Below are 25,909 nucleotides of genomic sequence, written 5' to 3'. Positions count from 1 at the left end.
ATACAAACTGATTGTGTAACAAATTGAATCGAAAAAAGGCAAAAAAATAAAACGAACTCCCCGCCAGCCATCCCAAAAGGATTCTGCAAGAGGGGAGTTCGCGCCGTGCATCAAGGCCGGAACTTACCGTAAATCTTTCCGTTTTCCATGCCGCCCCGGTATTGGGCCAGCTCGCTGACCGTGACCAGCTGGTAGCCTTCTTCGATCAGCCGCGGGATGATCCGCTCAGCCGCCGAGGCGGAAGCTTTGTAGAGGTCGTGCATCAAAATGATGTCGCCGTCCTTGACATCCTTGAAAACGGCTTTGACCGTGGAGTCCGCATTTTGGGTCTTCCAGTCCAGGGTATCGATGGACCAGAGGATCAGAGGGAAATCCACAGCTGCCTTCACCCGGTCGCTGTAGCCGCCGCCGGGCGGTCTCATCAGGGCAGGGGCGGCGCCCAGGACCTCCTCAATGGCATCATTGGTTTTGCCGAGCTGCGAGGCGATCGCATCATTGTCGATCTTAGTTAAAACCTTGTGGTTATAGGTATGATTTCCGATTTCATTTCCCATCTCATAAGTGCGTTTTAATATGTCCGAGTATTCCCTGACCCGCTCACCGACGACGAAAAAAGTTGCTCTGGCGTCGTATTCTTCGAGACAGTCTAAAATCCGTTTCGTATACTGGGACGGCCCGTCGTCAAACGTCAGGGCCACCATTGGCTTGTCCGGGTCGATGACGCGGGACTGGGGGGCGTTTCCGTAAGTCTCGCATAGGTCGGTGACGGTTTCGAACAGGGACTCTAGCTGTTCCGGCAGCTCAACCAAAAAGTTTTTGCCCTCAGCGAAGGCGGCCCCGGTGGGGATCATCAGGCAGAGGGCGCAGAAAACAGCAAGCAAACGGTTCCATTTTTTCATTCGTACTCCTTTCCTATAAGGATTCCTTCCAGTAAGAAAGCAAGGTTTCTTTGGTGTTGTATTCCGGATGCTCCAGGACCAGCATCAACAGGCGATTTAGTGTCTCGCCCATCAAAGGTCCGGGTTTCATGCCAGCGGCGATCAGATCCCGGCCGTTTACCGCCAGATGCTTCAAATCCGTGCAGTCGGCCGCGGCCAGAATTTCCGCGTACATTTCTTCCAGCCGGTCGATTATCGGCAAGAGCTTTTCCTGGGCGTAGGCGCTTTTTGCCAGGGTGTCGGCCCGGACCAGCTTCAGGAGAAGGGGAAAGCGTTCGTTCCCCACCTTATACATGGCCCGGCGCAGGTTGTGTTTTGTCATGTCGAACGAGTAATCGTGGTACTTGGTCAAGAGAAAAACCGACTCAATGGTATCATTGTCAAAGCGAAGGTCCCGGAGAAATTCTCTGGCAAAGGCGGCGCTGGCCATCCCGTGGCCGTAAAAGTGGTCGATTCCGTCCCCGCCGGTAGAATAGGTGGTGGTTTTTCCGGTGTCGTGGAGCAGGGCGCACCAGCGAAGGATGGGATCCGGCTCAATGCACTCCATCATTTTCAGCGTGTGCTCCCCGACGGAATAGCAGTGATAAGGATTGTTCTGGGGGAGAGCCATCATCTCGTCAAAACGGGGGAACAGGATTTTGGTGATGCCCGTCTCATAGACCAGGCGAAACTGTCCCGGATGATCCGATTTCAGCAATTTGGTCAGCTCCACCTGGATCCGCTCCCGGCTGACCAGTTCCAGCCGTGCGGCAAAGGAGGAGATCGCCTGCAGCGTATGTTCTTCGATGGAAAAGCCAAGCTGGGCTGCAAAACGGATGGCCCGGAGGATGCGCAGGGCATCTTCTTGAAAACGCTCCTTGGGCACCCCGACGGCGCGGATCACTTTGGCTTCCAGGTCGCCGGCCCCTCCGAACAGGTCCACCAGCCCTTGATCCGGGTGGTAAGCCATGGCATTGATCGTAAAGTCCCGGCGCTTTAAATCTTCCCTGAGGCTGGGAGTAAACAGAACCTCTTTCGGGTGGCGCCCGTCCTCGTACTCCCCATCGATCCGGTAGGTGGTGACCTCAAAACCCTCTTTTCCCAGCATGACCGTGACGGTGCCGTGCTGGATCCCCGTGTCGATGGTGCGGCGGAACAGGGCTTTGACCTCCTCCGGCCGGGCAGAGGTGGTGATATCCCAGTCCTCCGGGGTCCGGCCTAAAAGAGCGTCGCGGACGCAGCCGCCCACGGCGTACGCCTCGTGGCCGGCTTTTGTCAGAGTATGAAGGATTTCAGAAACGTGCTCCGGAAGAGACAAAACCATGTGTTCTCCTTGATTTTTGAATCGCTGATTTACATTTTCCATTGCTCTTATTTTAACATATCCATTCAGGATTGCAAGTGCGCACAAAATAGGAACCGGATTTTTGTGGCATCTGTCAATGGATTTTCAGAGGACAAAAAGGTATGATAAAGGAAATATCAAAATACCGGGAGGAAGATTCATGGCAAGCTTATCGTTGCAGCACATTTATAAAAAATACGACAATGGTTTTGAAGCGGTAAAGGATTTTAATCTGGAGATCGAAGACAAAGAGTTTATCATTTTTGTCGGACCGTCCGGATGCGGAAAATCCACGACGCTGCGTATGATTGCCGGTCTGGAGGAGATCAGCTCCGGCGACCTTTTCATCGGAGAAAAAAAGGTGAACGATGTGGAGCCAAAAGACCGGGATATCGCCATGGTCTTTCAGAGCTACGCCCTGTATCCCCATATGACTGTCTACGACAACATGGCGTTTGGGTTAAAGCTGCGGAAGCTGCCGAAGGACGAAATCGACCGGAAGGTTCACAACGCGGCGAAGATTCTGGATATCGAGCATCTGCTGGACCGGAAGCCCAAAGCGCTTTCCGGCGGCCAGCGCCAGCGTGTGGCCATGGGACGCGCCATCGTCCGGAATCCCAAGGTATTCCTGATGGATGAGCCGCTTTCCAACCTGGACGCCAAGCTGCGTGTGCAGATGCGGATTGAGATCTCTAAGCTGCACCAGGAACTGGGGACCACGATCATCTACGTAACCCACGACCAGACCGAGGCCATGACCCTTGGCACCCGGATCGTCGTGATGAAGGAAGGAATCGTACAGCAGGTTGACACGCCTTTAAATCTGTACAATCATCCTGCCAATAAGTTTGTGGCCGGCTTCATCGGTTCCCCGCAGATGAATATGATTGACGCAGAGATTAAAAAAGAGGGCGGCAAGGTGGTCGCTGCTTTCGCCGGAAATCAGGTTACGCTTCCGGAGGATTGGGCGAAGACCATGGAGCAGGGAGGCTATATCGGCAAGGCTGTGACCCTTGGCATCCGTCCGGAGGATCTTCACGACGACGACAGCTGGCTGAGCGAACATCCGGAGTGGGTGATTCCCGCGAAAATCCGTGTCTACGAACTGCTGGGCGCAGAAGTATTCCTGTACTTTGACGAAGGCGATACCAGCTTTACCGCCAGGGTGCGGCCCAACACCTACGCCAGGACCGGGACGGAGATGAAGTTTGCCTTGGATTTGGAGCATGTGCATTTCTTTGACAAGGAAACCGAGCTGGCAGTGGAGAAAAAGGCGTAAAATCAGCCGTTCCTTTGAGGAAAGGGAACAGGTGGGGGTAGAAAAGTTCCGGAGGCTGGTGTATAATCAGACCAAAGGAGGATCGGTTATGCCGGATCATCGCAGGCTTTTGGAGCTGCTGGAAGAATATAAACGGGAGTGTGGGCAGGATGTCTTTCTCAAGGGGGAGGACGGCCGGGTGGTCGCCTCCACCTGTGCTCCCGCGGCGGTGCTGCTGCGCGCCGCTGTGACGGAACAAATTTCATCAAAGGAGCTGCGCCGCAGGGCCGAAATGCTCGGAGAGGAGGCAACGGGAAACCGCTGCCTGTTTCTTCTGGAAACGGAAAAACAAGATCTGTCCGGGGTCAAGGACGTGGTGGCCGGTCTTTTCGGGGAGGATGAGAAACACTTTCTGATCGAGGCGGAGCCGGGGATTTTGGCGGCCGCTCCCCGGATGGACGAGCTGGATCCGGAGGAATTCCGGGAGATGGCCGAAGGTTTTTTGGCGGTGTCGGAGGGGGAAGCGGGCGTGAACGTCCGGGTGGCCTACGGGAGCGGGTTTTCCTGTTGGGAAGAACTGCCGGACGCCTGCCGGAAGGCGAGGCTGGCTCTCTCGGCGGGCCGGATTTTTTACCGGGAACGCCGGATTCTCCCGTATTCTGAACTGGAATTGGCCGCTTTTGTCGTCCAGCTGCCGCCGGACTTTTGCCGGGAGTTTTTGAAACAAATGCCGCCGGTTTTTGCCGGGGACGGATTGGAGGAAGAGCTGGTCCGGACCGCCGCGGCCCTTCTGGAAAACCGCCTGAACGGGGCGGAGACAGCTCGTCAGCTTTACATCCATCGGAATACGCTGACTTACCGTTTGGATAAGATTAAAAAATTGACCGGCTGGGATCTGCGCCGCTTTGAGGACGCCGCCGCCTACTCTCTGGCGATGATGATCGCCCAAGTCGGAAAGGAGAAATCGGATGGATCAATACTGTGAATACCTGGTGAAGCAAAGAACGGCGCCCTGGCGGAAAGGCCTGAATTTCCTGACCGCTGCTCTCTGCGTCCTGTGTCTGATCGGAGGCTTTCGAATAACGCCCTGGCTGCTGCTTTTGGCGGTGGCTCTCGGCGCCGGAGCCTGGTTTTTGTTTCGTACTACCGAGGTGGAATACGAATATTTATTAATAGAGGAAGAATTCAGCGTGGACTGCATTTATCAAAAGTCCCGCCGGAAGCATAAAGCGACCTATCCGGTCCTGCGTTTTGCCATGGTGGCGCCCTCAGACTCGCCCCGGCTTGGCGGCGTCCGCAAGGAAGGCTGCAAGGTTCTGGACTTTTCTTCCCATGACCCGCAGAAGGAGACCTACTCTATTGTCTGCAAGGATCAGGATGTGACGGAAATCCGGATTACTCCGGACGATAGACTGCTGTCCTTGCTGGAGCGGATGCTTCCCTCCGGGACCGTGACCCGGTGAGGTCCGGTTGATATGAATGAAAAGGAGGCCCAAGGATGAGCCATCGTTTAACACGTGGAGCAGGAGTCCTGCTCCCTATTTTTTCCCTGCCGTCCCCCTACGGGATCGGAACCCTTGGCAAAGAAGCTCGGAAGTTCGCGGATCTGCTGAAGGCGGCCGGACAGAAATACTGGCAGGTGCTGCCGGTGGGGCCTACCGGCTATGGGGACAGCCCGTACCAGTCCTTCTCTGCCTTTGCGGGAAATCCCTATCTGATCGACCTCGACACTTTGATCGAAGAAGGGCTGCTGACAGAGGTGGAGGTGAATTCGAGGAACTTTGGGGAGAGGCCGGAAGCCGTGGATTACGGCCTGCTGTATGAGAATCGTTTTGCGGTCCTGCGCCTGGCTTTTTCACGGTTTCACCCGGAAGGCGAAGTCTTGCGTGAGAGAGAGGAGTTCCGGCGGAAGCACCGGGAATGGCTTTCCGATTACTGCCTGTTTATGGCCTGTAAAAATGCTTTAAAAGGCGCTCCCTGGAGCGAATGGCCGGAGGCGCTCCGCCTGCGCAGGACGGAAGCGCTGAGGGAGGCTTCGGAGCGCTTGGCGGAAGAAATCCAATTTCAGGAGTTTTGCCAATTCTGCTTTTTCCGGCAGTGGGAGAAATTTCGGATCTACTTGAAGGAGAAGGGGATTTCCCTGATCGGGGATGTGCCCATCTATGCTGCGATGGACAGTGCGGATGTCTGGGCTCATCCGGAGCAGTTTTTGCTGGATGAAGCGAGGCGGCCGAAAGCAGTGGCCGGGGTTCCGCCGGACGCTTTTACGGAGCTGGGGCAGCTTTGGGGAAATCCGCTCTATGACTGGGAATGGATGGAGCGGGACGGTTTTTCTTGGTGGCGGAGGAGGATGCGGGCGTCGGCGCAGCTTTTTGACGTGATCCGGATCGACCATTTCATCGGAATCGCCCGCTATTATGCGGTGCCTGCCGGGGCGAAAGACGCCCGGTCCGGCTCCTATTTTCCGGGACCCGGAAAAAAACTGCTGGACGTTTTGGAAGAGGAGGCAGGGGAGGCGAAAATCGTGGCCGAGGACCTTGGCGTATTCCTGCCGGAGGTAAAAGCACTTTTAACGATCAGCGGCTATCCTAATATGAAGGTGCTGGAATTTGGCTTTGACGGCGGAGCGGACAATGAACATGCGCCGCACAATTATGTCCCGAACTGCGTCGTCTACGGCGGTACCCATGACAATGAGACCATGAAGGGATACCTGGAAGGGAGGCAGGATTGGGATCTTGCCTACGCTTACAACTATTTCGGCGTATCGGACCGGGAAGCGCTGAGGAAGGCGATGGTGCGGGCCGCCTACGCCAGCGTGGCGGATGCGGCGGTTTTACAGATGCAGGATATTTTGGGCCTGGGAAATGAGGCTCGGATGAACTTCCCCGGACATATGGGGGAGAACTGGAGGTGGCGTCTTCTGCCGGAGCAGGCTTCCCCGGAAGTCTTTGAGACGGTCCGGGTTTATACCGGCCTGTACGGCCGGTAATTCTGCCCCGCCGGATTTTCCGCGCCTTCCCCGGTAAAAAGAGACATCGCCTCCGGTGCACATAAAAGTTTTCTTTTGCTCATACAATGAAATGGCACAGTTTGAGGGCCGGGGGAGGTTAACGTATGAGCGAACGAGAAATGGAATTATGGGAACAGTATCCCTTTGAGATTGGAAAAATCAGTCGGGTTCGCGGGGCCTTTCTTTGCGAGACGAAGGAAGGCCTCCGTTATCTGAGAGAGACGGGAAGCACCGAGAAGCGCCTCCGCTTTGAAAATGAGATTTTGGAAAAGCTGACTGAGCTGACCGGAATTCCGGTGGACAGCTATGTGGAAAATAAAGAGGGGAACCTGGTCACCGAAAGCAGCGACAAGCGGACCTTTGCGGTGAAGCGCTGGCCCGCCGGGCGGGAGTGCGACATGGCGGACGCAGGGGAGATCGTCAAGGGCGCGGAGGTGCTGGCAAAGCTCCATGAAGGCCTGATCCAAATTTCCGCTGAGACCGAAAGAGGCGCGGAGGCGGCCGGGGATTGGCGGGAGGAATTGTCCCGCCACACCAAGGAACTGCTGCGGACGAGGAACTATATCCGGAAGAAGCGCCATAAATCGGATCTGGAATTGCAGATTTTGGGAGGCTTTAACGGCTATTATGAGCAGGCAATGGACGCGGCAGCACGGGCCGAGGCGGAACCTGCGGCGGAGGTTTTTTTGTGCCATGGAGATTATACCCATCATCATCTCTTGGTTCAGGGCGCGCAGATGGCTGTGATTGATTTTTCGCATATGGGCTGGGATGTTCCGGCCGGAGACCTGTATCTGTTTTTGAGAAAGGCCATGGAAAAGCATGGCTGGAACCGGAAACTGGGGGAGGCTGTGCTGGAAGGCTACCAAAAGAACCGGGAGCTGTCCCCCGGCGAGCGGCGGTATCTGGACATCCGGCTGCGGTATCCGGAGAAATTTTGGAAACAGGTGAATTATTACTACAACCGAAAAAAGAGCTGGGTTCCTCTCAGAAATTTGGAAAAACTCCAGTTGCTGGAGCAGCAAAAAGAACAGCAGGAGGAGTTCCTTGCCGCCATGGAAGCGGGAGGGCTGCTTTGAGCGGATGCCACAAATATCCTTGCCAACGGTTGGAAGATCGATTATAATAGTTCCAAAGGCAACGTGAATAAGAGCGGCCTGCCCTTTTTAGGGCAGGCTTTTTTATCTCATCATTCACGCCGGTAAAAAAAGCAAGGAGGATAAGCGGATGGGATATCAGGAAGCCTATCAGGAGTGGCTGAATAACCCGTACTTTGACGAAGAGACGAAGCAGGAGCTTCGGGAGATAAAGGACAATGAGACGGAAATCAAGGAGAGGTTCTATGCGGATTTGGAGTTTGGAACCGGGGGTTTAAGAGGCATCATCGGCGCCGGTATGAACCGGATGAACCGCTATACCGTGAGAAAGGCTACCCAGGGCCTGGCGAACTTTATTTTAAAGGAAGGGACCCAGGAGAAAGGCGTTGCCATCGCCCATGATTCCCGCCGGATGTCCGTGGAGTTCGCGGAGGAAGCGGCGCTCTGCCTGTGTGCCAACGGCATCAAGGCCTATGTGTTCGACAGCCTGCGCCCGACGCCGGAGCTGTCCTTTGCCGTGAGAAAGCTCGGCTGCACGGCCGGTATCGTGGTGACGGCCAGCCATAATCCGCCGGAATACAACGGCTATAAAGTTTACTGGGCCGACGGCGCGCAGATCACGCCTCCCTATGACACCGGCATTCTGTCCGAGGTCAAGGCCGTGACGGACTACGCCAATGTAAAGAGTACGGATCGGGCTTCCGCCGAGAAAGCAGGCCTTTTCGTGACCATCGGAAAAGAGATCGACGATGCCTACATGGTTGAGCTGAAAAAGCAGATCAAACGGCAGGACTGCATCGACGCAGTCGGAAAAGATCTGAAAATTGTCTATACGCCGCTCCACGGCACCGGAAATCTGCCGGCCCGCCGGATTTTAAAGGAGATCGGTTTCCCGAACGTGACCGTAGTCCCGGAGCAGGAATTGCCGGACGGGGATTTCCCGACGGTCAGCTATCCGAACCCGGAGGCGGCCGAGGCTTTTGCGCTGGCCCTTGCGCTGGCGAAACGGCAGGATGCGGATCTGGTGCTGGCCACCGACCCGGACGCCGACCGCCTGGGCGTTTATGTCAAGGATGGAAAAAGCGGAGAGTACAAATGCCTGACCGGAAACATGTCCGGCTGCCTGCTGGCCGATTATGAAATCGGACAGTGGAAAGAACAAAAAGGACTCCCGGCCGGCGGCACGCTGGTGAAGACCATTGTGACCACCAATCTGGCCGACGCCGTGGCAGAAAAATACGGCGTGCGGGAGATTGAAGTGTTGACCGGCTTTAAATATATCGGGGAGCAGATCAAGCGGTTTGAGGAATCCGGCCAGGGCACCTACCTCTTTGGCTTTGAGGAGAGCTACGGCTGTCTGATCGGTACGTATGCGAGAGATAAGGATGCGATTGTGGCCACCATGGCGCTCTGCGAGGCGGCCGCCTACTACCGCACGAAAAATATGACCCTCTGGGACGCCATGGTGGCGCTTTATGAGGAGCTGGGCTACTACAAGGATGGGATTTTCTCCCTGACTATGAAGGGCCTGGACGGCAAGGAAAAGATCGGAAGGATCATGGATACCCTGCGGAAGAACCCGCCGAAGACCATCGGAGCCTACACGGTGGAGGCGTCCAGGGACTACCTCCAGGATGTCGTCTGCGACAACCGGACCGGAGAGAAAAAAGAGACCGGTCTCCCGAAGTCGAATGTGCTGTATTATGACTTGAACGAAAACAGCTGGTGCTGTGTCCGCCCGTCCGGCACCGAGCCGAAGATCAAGATTTACTATGGAGTAAAAGGAACTTCCATGGAGGACGCCGATGCGAAGATGGCCGCCATCGAGAAGGCCCTGAAAGAATTGGTGGAGTCGATTTCCTGATGAATACGGTTTTGTTTGATCTGGACGGGACGCTGCTCCCGATGGATCAGGATGAATTTATCCGGCTATATATGGAAGGCCTGGCGCGCCGGTTCGTACCTTTTGGCTACGAACCGGCCGGTTTCTGCCGGGCGCTGACGGAGGCCACCTTCGCCGTGATCAAAAATCAGACGGAAGATACCAATGAGGAAGTTTTCTGGAAAGCTTTTTCGGAGCGCACGGATCAAAGAATACGGGACCGGGAACCGGTTTTTTTGGATTATTATGAGAAAGAGTACCGGAGCCTTCGCCGCGTGGTAAAAGAAAGCAGGAAATCCCGCGCCGTGGTGGATCTGTTAAAAAACAAGGGATATGAGGTGGTGCTGGCCACCAATCCTGTATTTCCCCAGGCGGCCACCTGGCAGCGCATGGAATGGGCCGGTGTTTCCCCGGATGATTTTTCTTATGTCACTACGTTTGAAAACAGCAGGCGCTGTAAACCGTATCCGGATTATTTCCGGGAACTTTTGGACAAGCTGGGAAAGAAGCCGGAAGACTGCATGATGGTAGGAAACGATGTGGACGACGATATGGTATCCACCGATGCGCTGGGGATCCCCAATTATTTGATCACAGATTTCCTGATTAACCGGAAGAACCGGGATCTGGCAAAATGGAGACACGGTGGTTTTGAAGATTTTATGGCCTTTGCGAAAGGCCTGCCGGAGGTGGAAACAAAATGATCTCGCTGCTTGCGAAATGGCTGATCCGAGACCGGGACCAGCTGCATGCGCCCGGCGTCCGCCGGGCATACGGCGTGCTCTGCGGGGCCGTGGGGATCGGGCTGAATCTGCTCTTGTTTTTGGGCAAATTGCTGGCCGGGGTCTTCAGCGGCTCGATCGCGATCATGGCCGATGCGATGAACAACCTGTCCGACGCCGGTTCCTCGGTGATCACGCTGATCGGATTTCAGCTGGCCGGACAAAAGCCGGATCCGGAGCATCCGTTTGGCCATGGACGGCTGGAATATCTGTCGGGGCTGATTGTTTCTTTGGCCATCATTTTGATGGGAGTGGAGCTTGGGAAAAGCTCGCTGGAAAAGATCTTTCACCCCGAACCGGTGGAGTTCAGCCTCTTGGCAGTGGGGATTTTGGCGGCGTCCATCGGAGTCAAGATTTATATGGCCTGCTACAACCGGGCGGTGGGAAAGAAGATCGGATCGGCGGCCATGAAGGCTACGGCGGCGGACAGCCTCAGCGACTGCATCTCGACCGCAGTGGTGCTGGCGGCCATGCTGATCGGGCATTGGACCGGCCTGCTGGTCGACGGCTGGTGCGGCGTGCTGGTGGCGCTGTTTATTCTTCGGACCGGCATCGGAGCGGCCAAGGAGACTGTGGACCCGCTTTTGGGGCAGCCGCCGACGGCGGAGTTTGTGCAGTCGGTCCACGATCTGGTGATGTCCTATGATGGGATCATCGGGATCCATGATTTGGTGGTCCATGACTACGGGCCGGGGCGGCGGATGCTGTCCCTGCACGCAGAGGTTCCTGCTTCCGGCAGTATTGTGGAGATCCATGATGTGATCGACCGCATGGAGCGGAGGCTGGGCGAGGAGATGGATTGTGAGGCTGTGATCCATATGGACCCGGTGGATGTGGATGACGCGCGCACCGTGGCCATGAAGCAGGTGGTGGCAGACCTGGTCGGCGGGATCGAGGATGGGATGACCATCCATGATTTCCGGATGGTCAGCGGCCCTACCCACACAAATCTGATTTTCGACGCAGTGCTGCCGGCTGAGTGCAAGCGCGCGGAAAAAGAGATAGAGGAAGAAATTGTGCGCCGGGTGGAGGCGCTGCCGGGAAATTACTATGCGGTGGTGCACATAGACCGGGCTTATATATCCCTTCAAGGGGACGCATAAAATCATACGAGGAGGAGACGATATGTTGACGGCTTCGCTGACGATGACCCAGTGGGTTTGCATCGTCCTGTTGGCACTGATTGCGCTGATTCTGCTGATATCGCCCCAGACTGTCTGGCGGTCGATCTACGGAAAAAATGGAAAGGAAGTCCAGCCGGACGGTCTAACCTTCCGCGTGATGCGGGTGCTGGGTGTCTTGATTCTGGTAGGAATTGCTTATGTTTGCTGGAGAATGATGTAGTTTGGAAGAAAAAAATGAGGCGGCAAGAAGCTTACCGAAAGAGCCGGGAACGGCGCTTTTCACCGGGAGCTGGTTGCTGCCTCGAATCTATTTACGGAAGATCATAGGAAAAAGATTACCACAACTTCTTCGTACATGCTACGGCCAGCGCGCCGGGTCCGATGTGGCAGGATACGCTGAGAGACAGCGGATCCATGACGATATCCTGTTTCGGGAAAATCTGCCGGACTTCCTGGTAGAAACGTTCGGCCTCCCCACGGTCTCCGGTGTAGGCCAGCTGAAGATACATGCCCGTCCCTTGTTCGTCGGAGCCGAAGCGCTCCACGAAATCATGCTGCATGGCTTTGATCATCAGGCTTTTGGCCTGCTTTACGGAGCGGGCTTTCGCGTAGGCGTCCAGCTTTTCTCCCTGAATCTGGAGAACCGGCTTTAACTTTAAAAGCGTGCCGATGGCAGCGGCGGTAGGAGTAATCCGCCCGCCTTTTTTCAGATAATCCAATGTGTTAACCATGATATAGATGCTGGAGTCATACTTCGTATCCTCCAGGATCTTTTTGATCTCCTGTGCGCTCTTTCCTTCACCGGCCAGTTTCAGGGCGTCCAGCACGGACTGCCGTTGGGTTACGGAGATTCTTTGATTGTTCACCACCTCCACCCGGCCGTCATAGTCTACGGCCAGGGCCGTGGCGGTCTCGCAGGACCCGCTGAGCCCGCTGGACATCGGAATATGCACCACTTGGTCGTAGGAGGTCAACAGTTCGTCCCACAGGTCGAGCACATTGGCAACCACCGGCTGGGACGTGGAGATATTGGCGCCGGACGCCAGCATCTGATAAAATTGTTCCTGGGACAGGTCAATGTCCTCATAGTACATTTTTTCATTTATATAAAACGGCATTGGGAGGACCCGGATGCCGAAGGCAAGCGCCTGCGACTGGGTAATCCCGCTGTTACTGTCCGTAACGATAGCTACTTTGCTCATTTTTTCTCCTCTGCGTTTTCTGGTGTAAGTGTATCTGATAAAAAAGACGTTAATCTCTATTATATCGGGTAAAATCCTATTTTGACAAGGGGTTCTGGAAAAAACTTTTGGCGGAACTTGCATTTTGACAGGAAATCCAGTAAAATGTTATTCTAGCGAAGAACGAAGTTGACATTTGGGAGATCAATATGGGAATCATCAAGACAGACCGTCTGGTCTTTGAATATACCAGAAGAGATGAAGAAAATCAGATCGAAGAGGTCATGCGCGCCATCGACGGGGTCAGCCTGGATATCAAAGAGGGCCAGTTTGTAGCTATCCTGGGCAGGAACGGTTCCGGGAAATCTACGTTGGCCAAGCACATGAACGCGCTGCTTTTTCCGACCGACGGTGTGATCTGGGTGGGAGAAAAAGACACGCGGAAAGAAGAAAATCTCTGGGATATCCGTCAGACCGCGGGCATGGTCTTTCAGAATCCGGACAATCAGATTATCGCCACGGTGGTGGAAGAAGACGTCGGTTTCGGGCCGGAAAATATGGGAGTTCCGTCGGCCGAAATCTGGAAACGGGTGCAGGAAAGCCTGGAGGCCGTGGGAATGACTGCCTACCGGAAGGCGTCCCCCAATCACCTGTCCGGCGGCCAGAAGCAGAGAGTCGCCATCGCCGGCGTGATGGCCATGCGGCCCCGGTGTATCGTATTGGACGAGCCTACCGCCATGCTGGATCCCAATGGGCGTAAGGAAGTGATCCGGACCATCCGCGAGCTGAACCGGGCCGAAGGGATTACAGTGATTTTGATCACTCATTATATGGAAGAAACGGTTTCGGCGGACCGGATTTTCGTTATGGACGGCGGGGAAATCCAGATGGAAGGGACGCCGAGGGAGATTTTCTCCCGCGTAAAGGAGCTGAAAGCCCTGCATTTGGATGTGCCGCAGGTGACGGAGCTGGGGGCCTTACTGGCCTCCGGAGGTCTTCCTGTGGCGTCGGGAATCCTGACGGTGAAAGAGCTGGTGGAAGAGCTGGAAAAGGCCAGGGAATCCGGCGCCCGCGTTTCGTATACCGGTGCGTCCGGGGATAAGAGGGCAGAAGCTGTTTCACTGGACAAAGAACCGGTTTTGGAGCTCCGCGAGGTGACTTACAAGTATGGAACCGGGACGCCCATGGAAGTAAAGGTGTTAAAGGGGATCTCCTTTGCGGTACCGAAGGGGCAGTTCCTCAGCATCATTGGCCACACCGGATCGGGAAAATCTACGCTGATCCAACATCTGAACGGACTCTTAAAAGCGGATTCCGGCGACGTGCTGTTTCATGGGGAGAGCATCTACCGGGATGGATACGACAAGAAGGCGCTCCGGGGTAAGGTTGGATTGGTGTTTCAGTATCCGGAGCATCAGCTGTTCGAGGAGGATGTGTTCACGGATGTCTGCTTTGGCCCGAAAAATCAGGGCCTTTCGAAAGAGCAGGCGGAGGAGCGTGCGAAGGAGGCCCTGCGCCTGGTTGGGATGGATTCCAGTTTTTACCGCCGCTCTCCATTTGAGCTTTCCGGAGGACAAAAGCGCCGGGCGGCCATCGCCGGGGTTCTGGCCATGGAGCCGGAGGTGTTGATCCTTGACGAGCCGACCGCAGGCCTGGATCCGGGCGGACGGGACGAAATCTTGGATCAGGTGGAGAAGCTCCATGAGGAAAAGGGGATGGCCGTGGTGCTGGTCTCCCACAGTATGGAGGACGTGGCGCGGTACGCGGAGCGTCTGATTGTGCTGGATCGGGGAACGATCGCTTATGACGGCGCGCCGAAGGAAGTATTCCGGCACTACCGTGATCTGGAGACCATGGGGCTGTCGGCTCCGCAGGTGACCTACCTGGCGGAGGAACTGCGAAAGATTGGGTTTTCACTCGGCGGGGATATCACCACCGTCGAGGAAGCAAAGAGTGCGATTTTGAGAGAATTTGCAGGCGCGGAAGGCGAAGAAGACGCCGGGACGGCCGGAGATTGAGGACAGAAACATGTTGAGAGATATTACATTGGGCCAATATTATCCGGTGGCCTCGCCGGTTCACCGGCTGGATCCCCGGACGAAGCTGATGGGGACATTGGTTTTTCTGATATCCCTGTTCGTGTCGGATGGGTGGCCTTGTTACCTCCTGGCGACCGTTTTTTTGGCGGCCTGCATCAAGATTTCACGGGTCCCGATCGGTTTTATTTTCCGCGGATTGAAAGCGGTTATTTTTCTGCTGCTGTTCAGCGTGGTTTTTAATATCTTCCTGACCGACGGCGATGTGCTGGTCCGATTTTGGATTTTTAAGATTACGAAACAAGGGCTGATACAGGCTGGTTATATGGCGATTCGCCTGATCTATTTGATCATGGGGTCGTCTTTGATGACGTTTACCACCACCCCGACCTCTTTGACCGACGGTCTGGAACGGGGGCTGGGGTTTTTAAAGGCGGTGAAGGTCCCGGTCCATGAGATCGCGATGATGATGTCCATCGCCCTGCGTTTTATCCCGATTTTGACCGAGGAGGCCGATAAGATCATGAAAGCTCAGATGGCAAGGGGGGCGGATTTTGAGTCCGGCAGCCTGATCAAGCGGGCAAAGTCTTTGATTCCGCTTCTGGTACCGCTCTTTATCTCAGCATTTCGCCGGGCCACGGATTTGGCCATGGCGATGGAAGCCCGCTGCTATCACGGCGGCGAAGGACGGACGAAGATGTTTCCGCTGAAATATGCCGGGCGGGATGCAGCGGCCTATCTGATCCTGGCGGCCTACCTGGGGGCGGTCATTGCGCTGAAGGTGATTTTTTAGCCCGGACAGACCCCCAGGAGAGGATTGGTGCGGCTTGTGTCGTTTTTTAGAAACAGGCATCTGGGAGGCCAGTTTTTCACGGAACCGGCGGAACGAAAAAAATAGAAAGACAGGGAATGGTATGCCGGACATACGGTTCCCTGTCTTTTTTGATGTCTTTTATTTCTAAGGTCCCATCCGTAGATCATTCATTCCTCCAAAACCGCTTCTTCCCGCAGAATATTCCGCACGGTCCGATACAGATAGGGCTTGAACTCCTCGATACTCATGGGCTGATTGTAGAGGATCGCATGGTAGCTTGTGCCGCTGACCAGTTCTAATATCATGAAAATCATGACCTCCGGGTCGCGGAAGGTACGGCTGGAGCGGGCCAGCAGCCGCTGGTAGATATCGAAGATCGTCAGCTCCTCGTCCTCGCCGGGGGCGGTCAGCGCGTTTTTGAAAAAGCCCCAGCTCAGATGTTTGGAGAGGAACAGAACCAGACTTTTGTCCTCACAAAACTGGTTTAGGATGTGGTCGATGATAAAGATGACCTGATCTTCAAAGCTTTCGATATTTTCCTTTAAGAGCGCCCGGTAGGCGGCCCGGAATACCTGGTTGGCCTTATGGGAAATCAGATGATTGCGAATATCGTCTTTGTCTGTGAAATACAAATAGAAGGTTCCCTTTGCCACTCCGGCTTTGGCCACGATATCGGCGATCGAAGTTTTGTAAAAACCGTTTTTCATAAACAGACGGAAAGCGGCGTCCAGAAGGGAGTCTCTCTTTTGCTTTTTGTTGGTATCAATCTTACCCATGACAGCCCTCCTTTCCTGTGTGCCTGCCCGGTCAGCTTTCCCGCAAGGGGCCGCGCAGAAAATATCTTTGCAAAGCGGACTGTTCCGCTTTGAGAATATTTGATTTCTGACCGTTTGAAGGCTTGTATCCCCTTGAAAACTGTGATTTCGTGGCATTATTATAAAATGAAAATGACCAGAAGTCAATATTGAATTAATAAAATTTTAATGTCTTTACGACACAATCATCAATCTGTATTAATCTGCATAAAAAAGTATTGACTAATGGTCAGTTTTGGGGTATAACTTCACCAGGAAATGACCAATGGTCATAAAAGAGACAAGAACTTGATTGAAGGAAAGGGACGATTATTATGGTTAAGTTTGGACGGAAAATCGTGAAATTCCGGATTCCGATCTTCATCATCAGTCTGCTGCTTCTGATCCCTTCGGTTTTCGGCTACATCAAGACGAGAGTCAATTACGATGTGCTGTATTACCTGCCGAAGGAGATCGAGACGATGCAGGGCCAGGATATCCTGGTAGATGAGTTCGGAACCGGGGCCTATTCCATGTTTATCTGTGAAGGGATGGAAAACAAGGATGTTGCCAAGCTGAAAAAGAAGATTGAAGAAGTGGACCATGTGGAAAAGGTGGTCTGGTACGACAGCATTCTGGATCTCAGCGTGCCGATGGATATCCTGCCGGAAAAGGTCAGGGACGTGTTTAACTCCGAGGACTCTACGATGATGTTTATCATTTTCCAGACGACCACTTCGGCGGACGAGACCATGGATGCGATCCAGGAGATCCGAAGCCTGGCCGGGAAGCAGTGTTTCCTCAGCGGGATGTCGGCGGTTGTGACGGACACGAAAAACTTGGCGGAGTCCGAGGTAGCGATTTACGTGGTGATCGCCGTGCTGCTTTCCATGCTGGTGCTTTCGCTGACCATGGAGTCTTACCTGATCCCGGTGCTGTTCCTGCTTAGTATCGGCATTGCGATTTTGTACAATATGGGAAGCAATATCTTTAAAGGCGAGATTTCCTATATCACCAAGGCGCTGAGCGCGGTGCTGCAGCTGGGCGTCACGATGGACTACTCGATCTTCCTGTGGCACAGCTATCAGGAAAAGCTGATGAGTTACCGGAGCGACCGGAAGGAAGCCATGGCCCAGGCCATTGCCGCCACGATCAAATCCGTGGTAGGCAGTTCGGTCACCACGATCGCCGGTTTCATCGCCCTGTGCTTTATGAGCTTCACCTTGGGCCTGGATTTGGGAATCGTGATGGCGAAAGGCGTGGTCTTCGGCGTGATCTGCTGCGTCACGGTGCTGCCGTCGATGATCATGATTTTTGACAAACTGCTGGAAAAGACAAGGCACCGTCAGCTGATTCCGCATTTCCCCAAAGTCTCGGAATTCATTTTGAAATACTACAAACCGCTGGCAGTCGCGTTTATCGTGATATTTATCCCGGCTGTTTATTTTCAGTCCCACACATCGGTCTACTACAACCTTGACCGTACGCTTCCGAAGGACCTGGACAGCATCGTGGCCAACGATAAACTGGCCGATGAATTCAATATGGGGGCTGTCCATATGCTTCTTTTAGACAGCGACCTGTCCACCAAACAGATCTCCGATATGAGCAAAGAGATGGAGAAGGTGGACGGAGTGAAAGCGGTTCTGGGGCTGAAATCCATCGTAGGCCCGGCGATCCCGGACAGCATGATTCCTAGTTCCCTGAAGGATCTGCTCTCCAACGATAATTACCAGATTATGCTGGTGACCAATGAATACGCCACCGCGTCCGATGAAGTGAACAGCCAGATCACGGACCTGAACCAGATTTTAAAGCGGTATGATCCTAACGGTATGCTGGTGGGTGAGGCGCCTTGTACCAAGGATTTGATCGATATCACCAACACCGATTTCAAGGTGGTCAGCGCAGTATCGATTTTGGCGGTGTTTTTCATCATTGTGTTTGTGTTTAAGTCGATCAGCCTGCCGTTTTTGCTGGTGATCGTCATTGAAGGCGCTATTTTCGTGAATATGGGAATCCCTTTTATCACGGGAACCGAACTGCCTTTCATTGCCTCCATCGTCATTGGTACCATTCAGCTGGGCGCAACGGTGGACTATGCAATCCTGATGACGAGCCGGTATGAGTCGGAGCGAGGTTCCGGCAAGAGCAAGCAGGAAGCGGTTTTGATTGCGCATCAGACCAGCATGCGGCCGGTGATGGTCAGCGCCTTCAGCTTCTTTGCCGCGACCTTCGGCGTCGGACTTTATTCCGAGATCGATATGATCAGCTCCTTGTGCCTGCTGATGGCCAGAGGCGCCATCATCAGTATGCTGGCCGTGCTGATTTTCCTGCCGGCGGTATTCATGGTATTTGATAAGCTGATCTGCAAAACCAGCGGAAACTTCTCAAAGAAACGGAAGAAAGCCGAGGCAAAGGCGGAGAATTGAGCCTTTGAACCGGGGGCTGGCCGGAATCGGAGACCGGCAGTGTATGGACAGTAAAATGTAAGAAGCGATTTCAGGAGGAATGAATAATGAAAAATAGAGCTTGGCGGCGGGTGGCTGCATCCTTGATGGCAATCGTTCTGGGCGTCTCGATGACCGCTTCCACGGTGTTTGCGGCGGAACTCAATGCGGAGAAAGACGAGACCGTCTATGTCAACGCCAACGCGGATGGATCCGTGGATAAGATTACGGTCAGCGAGTGGCTGAAAAATACAGGAAAGGGCGCGACGATCACCGATCAGAGCAGCCTGAGCAACATTGAAAATGTCAAGGGCGATGAGACCTTTGAAACCGGGGCAGGCGGCACCCTGACCTGGCAGGCAGGCGGTAATGACATCTATTACCAAGGGGAGACCAACGCCTCCCTGCCGGTTTCCATGAAATTTACCTACACGCTGGACGGCAGGGAAATCTCTCCGGAGGAGCTGGCCGGAAAGAGCGGAAAGGTGAAGATCCGGATCGACTACGCGAACCACACGGAGCAGACCGTGGTCGTAGACGGCAAGGCCCATACGGTATGCACGCCGTTTTGCATGATAACCGGCATGATCCTGTCCACCGACAACTTCACCAACGTAGCGGTGGAAAACGGAAAGCTGATTTCTGACGGCAAGAATAATATCGTGGTCGGCGTGGCGTTTCCGGGACTTTCAGAAAGTTTGGAGCTCTCCAAGGTAGAAGCGCTCTCCGACGTGGAGATTCCGGATTATGTGGAGATCACGGCCGACGTGGAGGATTTCACGCTGGCGCTGACCGCTACGGTTGCGACCACCGGCACCTTGAGCGAATTGGGGATCGATGAGAACGAAGATTTTGACAGCCTGAAAGAAGACTTGGATAAGTTAAAAGATGCCTCCACCGAATTGGTGGACGGCAGCGGCGAACTTTCGGAGGGCGCTCAGGACCTGCTGGAAGCCTTTGGGACCTTCACGGACGGTCTGGACAGCGCTTCGGACGGAGCCGGGGACTTGAAAGATGGAATTGATCTGATGGACGATAAAAAGTCGGATCTGATCGAAGGAATGGAAGCGCTGGCAGGAGGACTGAGTGAGTTGAATTCCGGGGCAGCCAAGCTGAAAGCGGGCGCGGATGCCTACACCGGCGGCGTGGACCAACTGGCAGCCGGCGCAAAGCAGGTGGATGACGGCGCAGGTGAGCTGCTCTCGAATTTACAGGCCATGGCGGCCTCCGACGGGGAACTGATGAAGGGCCTTGGCTCTTTGGTGAAAGGAGCCGGGGAGCTGAAAACCGGATTAAAGTCCTACACGGAAAATGCGGAAACCATTGCCGGCGGCCTGAATCAGTTGAACGGCAGCGCAGGCTCCCTGATCGGGGCGCTGGCCGGAGTACCGGCGGGAGCTCTTCAGATCGCGGAGAACGCTGGGTTGATCGCAGAAAATCTGGATCAGGTTTTGCAGACCATGAACGGGGCGATCGATCAGATCAGAACGCAGCTGACCAGCGCAGCGGACGAGATTAAGGCAAGTTATGGATCCTTAAGTTCCACAGTTGAGGGCACGGCGGAGTCGTCGGTGAGAGCCCGTCTGGAACAGCTGGCGGCATCAGGCGTCAATATTTCGGAAGATCAGATCGATGCCATTGCATCCGGTGTGTCAGGTGATGTGGGCAGTGTGATGTCTGCCGGAGGACAGCAGATTTCCGAGAAAATTGACGGCCTTCAAATTCCGGATCTGGACGGAAACACCTTTACGCAGAACGCTGCGGATTTGAAGAGTGCGGCCCAGGGGCTGAAAGACGGCGTAGCCGTCATCACCAATGACCCTCAGGCATTTGCGGCGACCTTGCAGACAGCCGCAGGAAGCATCCAGGCGCTGGCCGATGGGGCGGCGGAATTAACCGGCCATGATAAGGAACTGAACCAGGGGGCGGATGCCCTGGCAACCGGAAGCGCGACCTTGGCGCAGACGTTAAAAGATATTATGCCGGAACTGCTGAAGGGCGTTGGGGATCTGAAGGATGGTACAAAAGCCGTGTCGGCCGGCCTTTCGGAATTGTCCGGAAAGAGCGAAGAGCTTCGGAGCGGAGCCGATCAGGTACTCTCCGGAAGTGATCAGCTGCTCTCCGGCAGTGAAGAACTTTTGGGAGGTGGGAAGACCCTCTCCAGCGGCATCGGTCAGTTGGCCGACGGCGCGGCCAGCCTGGTACGCGGCATGACCCAGCTGGTGAGCGGAGGATCCCAGCTGTCCGACGGCATCGCCACCCTGGCGGAAGGCGCGCAGAAACTGGCGGACGGAGCTAAGGAATTTGACGAGGAGGGAATCCACAAGCTGACGGATACCTTTGACACCGATTTCCAGGAGACGCTGGACCGTGTGAAGGCCGTGGTGGATGCAGATAAATCGTATCAGTCCTTCGGCGGCCTGGCCGACGGCATGAACGGCAGCGTGAAGTTCATCATTGAGACTGCAGGCATCGAGAAGGAAGATTAAATTCCCGGACAGAAGGGAATCAGTAAAATAGCGGCAATAGAATTCAGGCGGAGCTTCGAGACAAAGAAGCTCCGCCTAAATTTTATTTCCGCCGGAAACCACCCCCAAAAAGCATGTTAACCAGACCCTCGTCCAAAAAAATACCTGTCCAAGGATGGGATTTGTATGATATAATGGCGCCAGACATAAAACCGCCCCATTTTAACCAAAATAGAAAAAAGGAATCCTATGATTTATGTAAGAAGTTTACGGCTTTCCGGCGAAGGCCGCAGGAATCCCAACTTGTACCCCTACAATGTGTTTGGCAGCCGCCGGGGAGAGCAGATGATTTTTGAGCCGGTCACCCTGTTATACGGAAATAACGGGTCCGGGAAGTCCACTGTGCTGAATCTCCTGGCAAATTTACTGGGGATTCAGGGATCCGAGCAGATGACCTTTTACTGCCAATCTTATTTTGAGAAATATCAAAGAGAATGCGTCCTGGGATTTGGGGAAGATGAGTATGGAAATCCCATTTCCGCCCCGCCGAAGAGAAGCCGCTATATCAAAAGTGAAGACATCCTCTATGAGGTAAAAAAGGTAGAGCGGGAAGCGGTGCTGGAAGAGGAATTGGAATACCAGCAGAAACTCCAGGAAAAAGCCGGAAAGAAGACGTTGAAAAAAGGTTCCCTGGAATGGATGGAGCGCATGGAGATTTTGGCCTTTGCACAGGAAAAGTATTCCAACGGTGAGACAGCGATGCGTTTATTCGACGATTTTCTCTGCCCGGACGCTCTGTTTCTTTTGGACGAGCCGGAGACATCCCTCTCACCGGCCAATCAGGTAAAGCTGGCCGAGACCATCAATCAGATGGCACGGCTGCTGGATTGCCAGTTTATCATAGCGAGCCACTCGCCGTTTCTTTTGGGCACGCTGACAGCAAAGATTTATAATCTGGACCGTCCGGGACTGGTGACTTGCCCCTGGACCCAGTTGGAGAATATCCGTTATTTTTACGATTTTTTCCAAACGCACAGAAAGGAATTCGACGGAACGAAACCATGATAAAAGGAGGCGGCCATGGGCTATCAGGACTATGAGAAAGCGTTAAAGCTGGGAGAGAAAGGCTATCGCCAGGCGGTGGCGCGGGGAGACTACCCCTATCTCCAGGTGCTGGATGAAATCCTGTCCTACACAAAAATCGTCGGGGAGACCAGCCTGGGACTGGTGGAGGTTCCCTTGGAGCTGATTGTGGGAACGAAGACAAAGAGCCGGCAGTGGTCCTTTGCCCACAATTTTATGCCGCTGATGTCGGCTTCCTCCGAGTTTTGCTATAAATGGGGGCTCCTCTGCGATTCTCTGCAAAAGGAAGGGCTGCGGGACCCGATCATCGCTTACGAGTTCATGAACCGGTTCTATGTGCTGGAGGGAAACAAGCGAGTCAGCGTGCTGAAATACCTGGATGGTGTCTCGATTCCCGCGCGGGTGGTACGGTTGATCCCCCAGCGGGGGGAATCTTTGGAAAATAAGATTTATTACGAATTCATGGATTTCTACGAGGATACCGAGATCAATTATCTGTGGTTCAGCCGGGAAGGGAGTTTTGTCCGGCTGCTGGAGGCTGTGGGAAAACAGCCGGGAGAACTTTGGAGCGCGGAGGAGAAAAAGGAATTTCACTCGGTCTATGTTCGGTTCCGCCGCGCCTATGAAGCCAAGGATGGAGGAGAACTGGCGATTACCGCTGGCGACGCCCTGCTGGTTTATCTGGAGCTTTTTGGCTATGAAGAAGCAAAGGAGCAGACCGAAGCCGAGATGCGCAATGACTTGTCCAAGATATGGAAAGAGCTGCTGGCCCTGGAGCGCAGGACGGCCGTGGCGCTCTCCATGAATCCGAATCCGGACACTTCCCGCGGGATTTTGACCAGGATTCTCTCGGAAGCCCCAAAGGTTTGGAAGATCACATTCCTTCATGTAAAATCTCCCGCCTCCTCCGGCTGGACCTACGGCCATGATCTGGGACGCCGCCATCTGGAGCAGGTTTTCCCAGGGCAGATCGACGTTGTCTCGGTGAACGATGTGAAAGAAGGGGAAAATGCCGGGCAGGAGCTGATCCGGGCTGCGGAGCGGGGAAGCGATATTGTCTTTACGACTTCGCCGACCCTGCTGATGTCCAGTCTGAAAGCAGCGGTGGAGTACCCAAAGATGAAGGTTCTGAACTGTTCGGTCTTTACGCCCCATCCATATCTTCGAACCTATTATGCCCGCATGTATGAGGCAAAATTTCTGACCGGCCTGATCGCCGGATGCCTGGCCAGGGGAACCAGCGAGATCGGCTATATCGCCGACTATCCGATCTACGGGATGCTGGCCAATATCAACGCTTTCGCGCTGGGGGCAAGAACCGTAAACCCCCAGGTGAAGATTTATCTGGAATGGTCGAAACGCAAAGGGGCCGGAGCGGAGGAGCTGGCGAAGCGGCCGGATATTTCCTTTATCTCCGACCGGGATATCTTGCCGTCCGGCGGCGCGTCCCGCCGGTTCGGCCTGTACCAGAGCGCCGGCGGGGAACCGAAAAACATGGCGATGCCGGTTTGGCACTGGGGGAAGCTCTACGAGACGATTCTTCGGAATATCATGAGCGGAGTCTGGAAAAACGAGGAGAGCCACCGGGAGCCGAAAGCGTTGAATTACTGGTGGGGGATGTCTGCCGGCGTCATCGATTTGATTTGCTCTCAGAATCTGCCGAGGGAGACAAAACAGCTGGTGCAGATTTTCCGGAATCTGATCTGCTCCGGAAAATTTCATCCCTTTACCGGCCCTCTTTACGCCCAGGGAGGAGAGAAAAAGAAGGCGGATGACGAGAGGATGACTCCGGAGGAAATTATCACCATGGATTGGCTGGAAGAACACGTAGTCGGAACGATTCCAACCTTGGATGAGCTTCAGGATGAGGCGAAGGAGGTGGTACGGATTCAGGGAGTCGGGCCGGGGAAGAAAGGGCCCGCACAGTGAAGATTTTGACGATTGCTGATAAGGAAGCGCCTGTCCTGTGGGAATATCTGGATCGAAATCTGCTAGACGGGGTGGATCTGGTTTTGTCCTGCGGGGATTTGGCTCCCCAATACCTTTCCTTTCTCGCTACTTTTGTGAAATGTCCGGTTCTCTATGTCCATGGAAATCACGACGACTGCTATGACCAAACGCCTCCGGAGGGGTGTATCTGTGTGGAAGATACCATCTATGTCCACCAGGGTATACGGATCCTCGGTCTGGGAGGTTCCATGCGGTATAAGCCGGGAATCCACCAGTATACCCAGACGGAGATGAACCGCCGGATCCGGAAGCTTTGGCTTTCGCTGAAGCGGAACGGGGGAATCGACATCCTGCTGGCCCACGCGCCGGCTCAAGGCCTTTTCGATGGCAAGGATCTGCCGCATCAAGGCTTTCAGGGATTCCGGTACCTGTTGGATACGTACCGGCCCGCTTATTTTGTGCACGGACATGTGCATCCTTCCTATGGAACGCATCCCAGAGAGTTCTGTTACCATAGCACCAAGATTATCAACGCTTATGAGAAACAATGGATCGAGTATCCCCGGCCCTGAAAAGAGTCCGGGGATTTTGCTTTTCCGAAGAGAATGCGCAGGAACTTGGGATTGACAATAGCACGGTCTGAGACTAGGATAAAAGGAATCTCTTTGCTTCAATCATCAAAATAGGAACGTCCGGGGGGGAACGGCGATATCCTGTTTAAGGGGGAATGTTTGTGATGAATAAAAAGAGAAAACAGGGGGATTCCCTGGAAATGAAGTTGGCGATGCGGGTGTCGATGGTGAGTATCATCGGCAACCTGATTTTGTCCGCCGGGAAACTTCTCGCTGGGATTCTCGCAAATTCCGGGGCCATGGTCTCGGATGCGGTTCACTCGGCATCCGACGTTTTCAGCACGATTATTGTGATCCTAGGCTTTCGAATGTCCCGAAAAAAGGCGGATGAAGAACATCCTTACGGCCACGACCGGCTGGAATGCGTGGCCGCGATCCTGCTCGCCGCCGCACTTCTTGTGACCGGCGCCGGAATCGGATACCGCGGGCTTTCCACCATCTTAGGCGGCGAATACAGCAACCTGGCGATCCCCGGTGTTCTGGCGCTTGCCGCCGCCATCGTGTCCATTGTGGTGAAAGAGTGGATGTATTGGTATACTCGGATGGCGGCGAAAAAGATTCATTCCGACGCATTGATGGCCGATGCCTGGCATCACCGCTCTGATGCGCTGTCATCGGTCGGCGCTTTGGTCGGAATCGCTGGGGCGCGGATGGGCTACCCGGTCATGGATTCCGTGGCCAGTGTGGTGATCTGCGTCTTTATCCTGAAAGTGGCGGTGGATGTATTTCACGGGGCCGTCGATAAGTTGGTCGATAAGTCGTGCAGCCCGGAAAGCGAGGCCAGGATGCGGGATGTGATCAAGGCACAGCAGGGCGTGTTGGGGATTGATTCCTTGAAGACCCGGATCTTCGGGTCGAAATACTACGTGGATGTGGAGATTGCAGCGGACGGCGATCTGTCTCTGCGGGAGGGACATGAGATCGCGGAGACTGTGCACGCTGCGATTGAGGATGAATTTGAGATGGTGAAGCACTGCATGGTGCATGTGAACCCCAGATAATAGGGAGAGAACGAAAAACCCGGAAAAAGTGGAACGCCGCCGCAGGCAATCCATGTCTTCCGGGTTTTTTGTTATGATACAG

General features: G+C 54.4%; 21 protein-coding genes and 1 pseudogene. 18 read left to right on the top strand and 4 right to left on the bottom strand.

The genetic code is table 11. The features are described from left to right. Positions 1-110 precede the first annotated feature (110 nt). Both MUB23_RS15795 and MUB23_RS15790 read right to left on the bottom strand, forming a co-directional pair. Positions 111-899 carry a polysaccharide deacetylase family protein gene (locus MUB23_RS15795; RefSeq protein ID WP_244801674.1) on the bottom strand — a complete coding sequence of 263 codons (789 nt, stop codon included), beginning with the start codon at positions 897-899 and terminating at the stop codon, positions 111-113. 13 nt (positions 900-912) lie between these two features. Next, on the bottom strand, positions 913-2,241 hold the full coding sequence (locus MUB23_RS15790; protein ID WP_244801673.1) for a CCA tRNA nucleotidyltransferase: 1,329 nt from the start codon (positions 2,239-2,241) through the stop codon (positions 913-915). Between the two features lie 181 nt (positions 2,242-2,422). Between MUB23_RS15790 and MUB23_RS15785 the strand changes: the two genes are divergently transcribed. The 9 genes from MUB23_RS15785 to MUB23_RS15745 all read left to right on the top strand — a co-directional run bounded on the left by MUB23_RS15785 (position 2,423) and on the right by MUB23_RS15745 (position 11,638). Further along, entirely contained in the window at positions 2,423-3,541 is a 1,119-nt protein-coding gene (locus MUB23_RS15785; RefSeq protein WP_244801671.1) for an ABC transporter ATP-binding protein, read from the top strand. A gap of 88 nt (positions 3,542-3,629) precedes the next feature. Beyond that, positions 3,630-4,505: a PucR family transcriptional regulator gene (locus MUB23_RS15780; RefSeq protein WP_244801670.1), complete on the top strand. Its 876-nt coding sequence runs from the start codon at positions 3,630-3,632 to the stop codon at positions 4,503-4,505. After that, entirely contained in the window at positions 4,489-4,983 is a 495-nt protein-coding gene (locus MUB23_RS15775) for a hypothetical protein (RefSeq protein WP_244801668.1), read from the top strand. Before MUB23_RS15780 ends, MUB23_RS15775 begins: the two co-directional genes overlap by 17 nt. Positions 4,984-5,018: 35 nt before the next feature. Next, positions 5,019-6,512 carry a 4-alpha-glucanotransferase gene (gene malQ, locus MUB23_RS15770; RefSeq protein WP_244801666.1) on the top strand — a complete coding sequence of 498 codons (1,494 nt, stop codon included), beginning with the start codon at positions 5,019-5,021 and terminating at the stop codon, positions 6,510-6,512. 125 nt (positions 6,513-6,637) lie between these two features. Further along, a complete protein-coding gene (locus tag MUB23_RS15765; RefSeq protein WP_244801664.1) occupies positions 6,638-7,612 on the top strand; it encodes a phosphotransferase in 975 nt (324 codons plus the stop codon). A gap of 148 nt (positions 7,613-7,760) precedes the next feature. Further along, a complete protein-coding gene (locus MUB23_RS15760) occupies positions 7,761-9,494 on the top strand; it encodes a phospho-sugar mutase (RefSeq protein ID WP_244801662.1) in 1,734 nt (577 codons plus the stop codon). Then, positions 9,494-10,216: an HAD family hydrolase gene (locus tag MUB23_RS15755; protein ID WP_244801661.1), complete on the top strand. Its 723-nt coding sequence runs from the start codon at positions 9,494-9,496 to the stop codon at positions 10,214-10,216. The genes MUB23_RS15760 and MUB23_RS15755 overlap by 1 nt, the downstream gene beginning before the upstream one ends. Continuing rightward, positions 10,213-11,397, top strand: a complete 1,185-nt coding sequence (locus MUB23_RS15750) for a cation diffusion facilitator family transporter (protein ID WP_244801659.1) — start codon at positions 10,213-10,215, stop codon at positions 11,395-11,397. Before MUB23_RS15755 ends, MUB23_RS15750 begins: the two co-directional genes overlap by 4 nt. A 22-nt stretch (positions 11,398-11,419) precedes the next feature. After that, positions 11,420-11,638, top strand: a complete 219-nt coding sequence (locus tag MUB23_RS15745) for a hypothetical protein (RefSeq protein WP_244801657.1) — start codon at positions 11,420-11,422, stop codon at positions 11,636-11,638. Positions 11,639-11,753: 115 nt separating this feature from the next. Here MUB23_RS15745 and MUB23_RS15740 read toward each other — a convergent pair whose 3' ends face one another. Beyond that, complete coding sequence (locus tag MUB23_RS15740; protein ID WP_244801656.1) at positions 11,754-12,620, bottom strand: DegV family protein; 867 nt, start codon at positions 12,618-12,620, stop codon at positions 11,754-11,756. A 188-nt stretch (positions 12,621-12,808) separates the two neighbouring features. On the opposite strand from MUB23_RS15740, the pseudogene MUB23_RS20050 reads away from it, so the two are divergent. The 3 genes and pseudogenes from MUB23_RS20050 to MUB23_RS15730 all read left to right on the top strand — a co-directional run. Beyond that, a pseudogene (locus MUB23_RS20050) lies at positions 12,809-13,633 on the top strand (energy-coupling factor transporter ATPase); the annotation flags it as partial. Continuing rightward, the gene (locus MUB23_RS20045; RefSeq protein WP_334302805.1) at positions 13,622-14,617 is read left to right on the top strand and encodes an energy-coupling factor transporter ATPase; all 996 of its coding nucleotides are present in this window, start codon (positions 13,622-13,624) and stop codon (positions 14,615-14,617) included. The pseudogene MUB23_RS20050 and the gene MUB23_RS20045, both read left to right, overlap by 12 nt. 10 nt (positions 14,618-14,627) lie before the next feature. After that, entirely contained in the window at positions 14,628-15,428 is an 801-nt protein-coding gene (locus tag MUB23_RS15730; protein WP_244801653.1) for an energy-coupling factor transporter transmembrane component T family protein, read from the top strand. Between the two features lie 188 nt (positions 15,429-15,616). Here MUB23_RS15730 and MUB23_RS15725 read toward each other — a convergent pair whose 3' ends face one another. Further along, the gene (locus tag MUB23_RS15725) at positions 15,617-16,225 is read right to left on the bottom strand and encodes a TetR/AcrR family transcriptional regulator (protein WP_244801651.1); all 609 of its coding nucleotides are present in this window, start codon (positions 16,223-16,225) and stop codon (positions 15,617-15,619) included. Between the two features lie 353 nt (positions 16,226-16,578). Between MUB23_RS15725 and MUB23_RS15720 the strand changes: the two genes are divergently transcribed. The 6 genes from MUB23_RS15720 to MUB23_RS15695 all read left to right on the top strand — a co-directional run bounded on the left by MUB23_RS15720 (position 16,579) and on the right by MUB23_RS15695 (position 25,827). Further along, the gene (locus tag MUB23_RS15720; RefSeq protein WP_244801650.1) at positions 16,579-18,675 is read left to right on the top strand and encodes an efflux RND transporter permease subunit; all 2,097 of its coding nucleotides are present in this window, start codon (positions 16,579-16,581) and stop codon (positions 18,673-18,675) included. Between the two features lie 86 nt (positions 18,676-18,761). Further along, the gene (locus MUB23_RS15715) at positions 18,762-21,182 is read left to right on the top strand and encodes a hypothetical protein (RefSeq protein WP_244801648.1); all 2,421 of its coding nucleotides are present in this window, start codon (positions 18,762-18,764) and stop codon (positions 21,180-21,182) included. 228 nt (positions 21,183-21,410) lie between these two features. Further along, a complete protein-coding gene (locus MUB23_RS15710; RefSeq protein ID WP_244801647.1) occupies positions 21,411-22,226 on the top strand; it encodes an AAA family ATPase in 816 nt (271 codons plus the stop codon). A gap of 15 nt (positions 22,227-22,241) precedes the next feature. Then, on the top strand, positions 22,242-24,173 hold the full coding sequence (locus MUB23_RS15705; RefSeq protein ID WP_244801646.1) for a BMP family ABC transporter substrate-binding protein: 1,932 nt from the start codon (positions 22,242-22,244) through the stop codon (positions 24,171-24,173). After that, positions 24,170-24,766, top strand: a complete 597-nt coding sequence (locus MUB23_RS15700) for a metallophosphoesterase family protein (protein WP_244801644.1) — start codon at positions 24,170-24,172, stop codon at positions 24,764-24,766. Before MUB23_RS15705 ends, MUB23_RS15700 begins: the two co-directional genes overlap by 4 nt. A gap of 164 nt (positions 24,767-24,930) precedes the next feature. Then, complete coding sequence (locus MUB23_RS15695) at positions 24,931-25,827, top strand: cation diffusion facilitator family transporter (RefSeq protein ID WP_330641910.1); 897 nt, start codon at positions 24,931-24,933, stop codon at positions 25,825-25,827. The last annotated feature ends 82 nt before the right edge of the window (positions 25,828-25,909 follow it).

It is taken from the genome of Cuneatibacter sp. NSJ-177, from assembly GCF_022867805.1.
Taxonomy (GTDB): domain Bacteria; phylum Bacillota; class Clostridia; order Lachnospirales; family Lachnospiraceae; genus Pseudolachnospira.
This window is presented reverse-complemented; position numbering and strand designations above follow the sequence as displayed.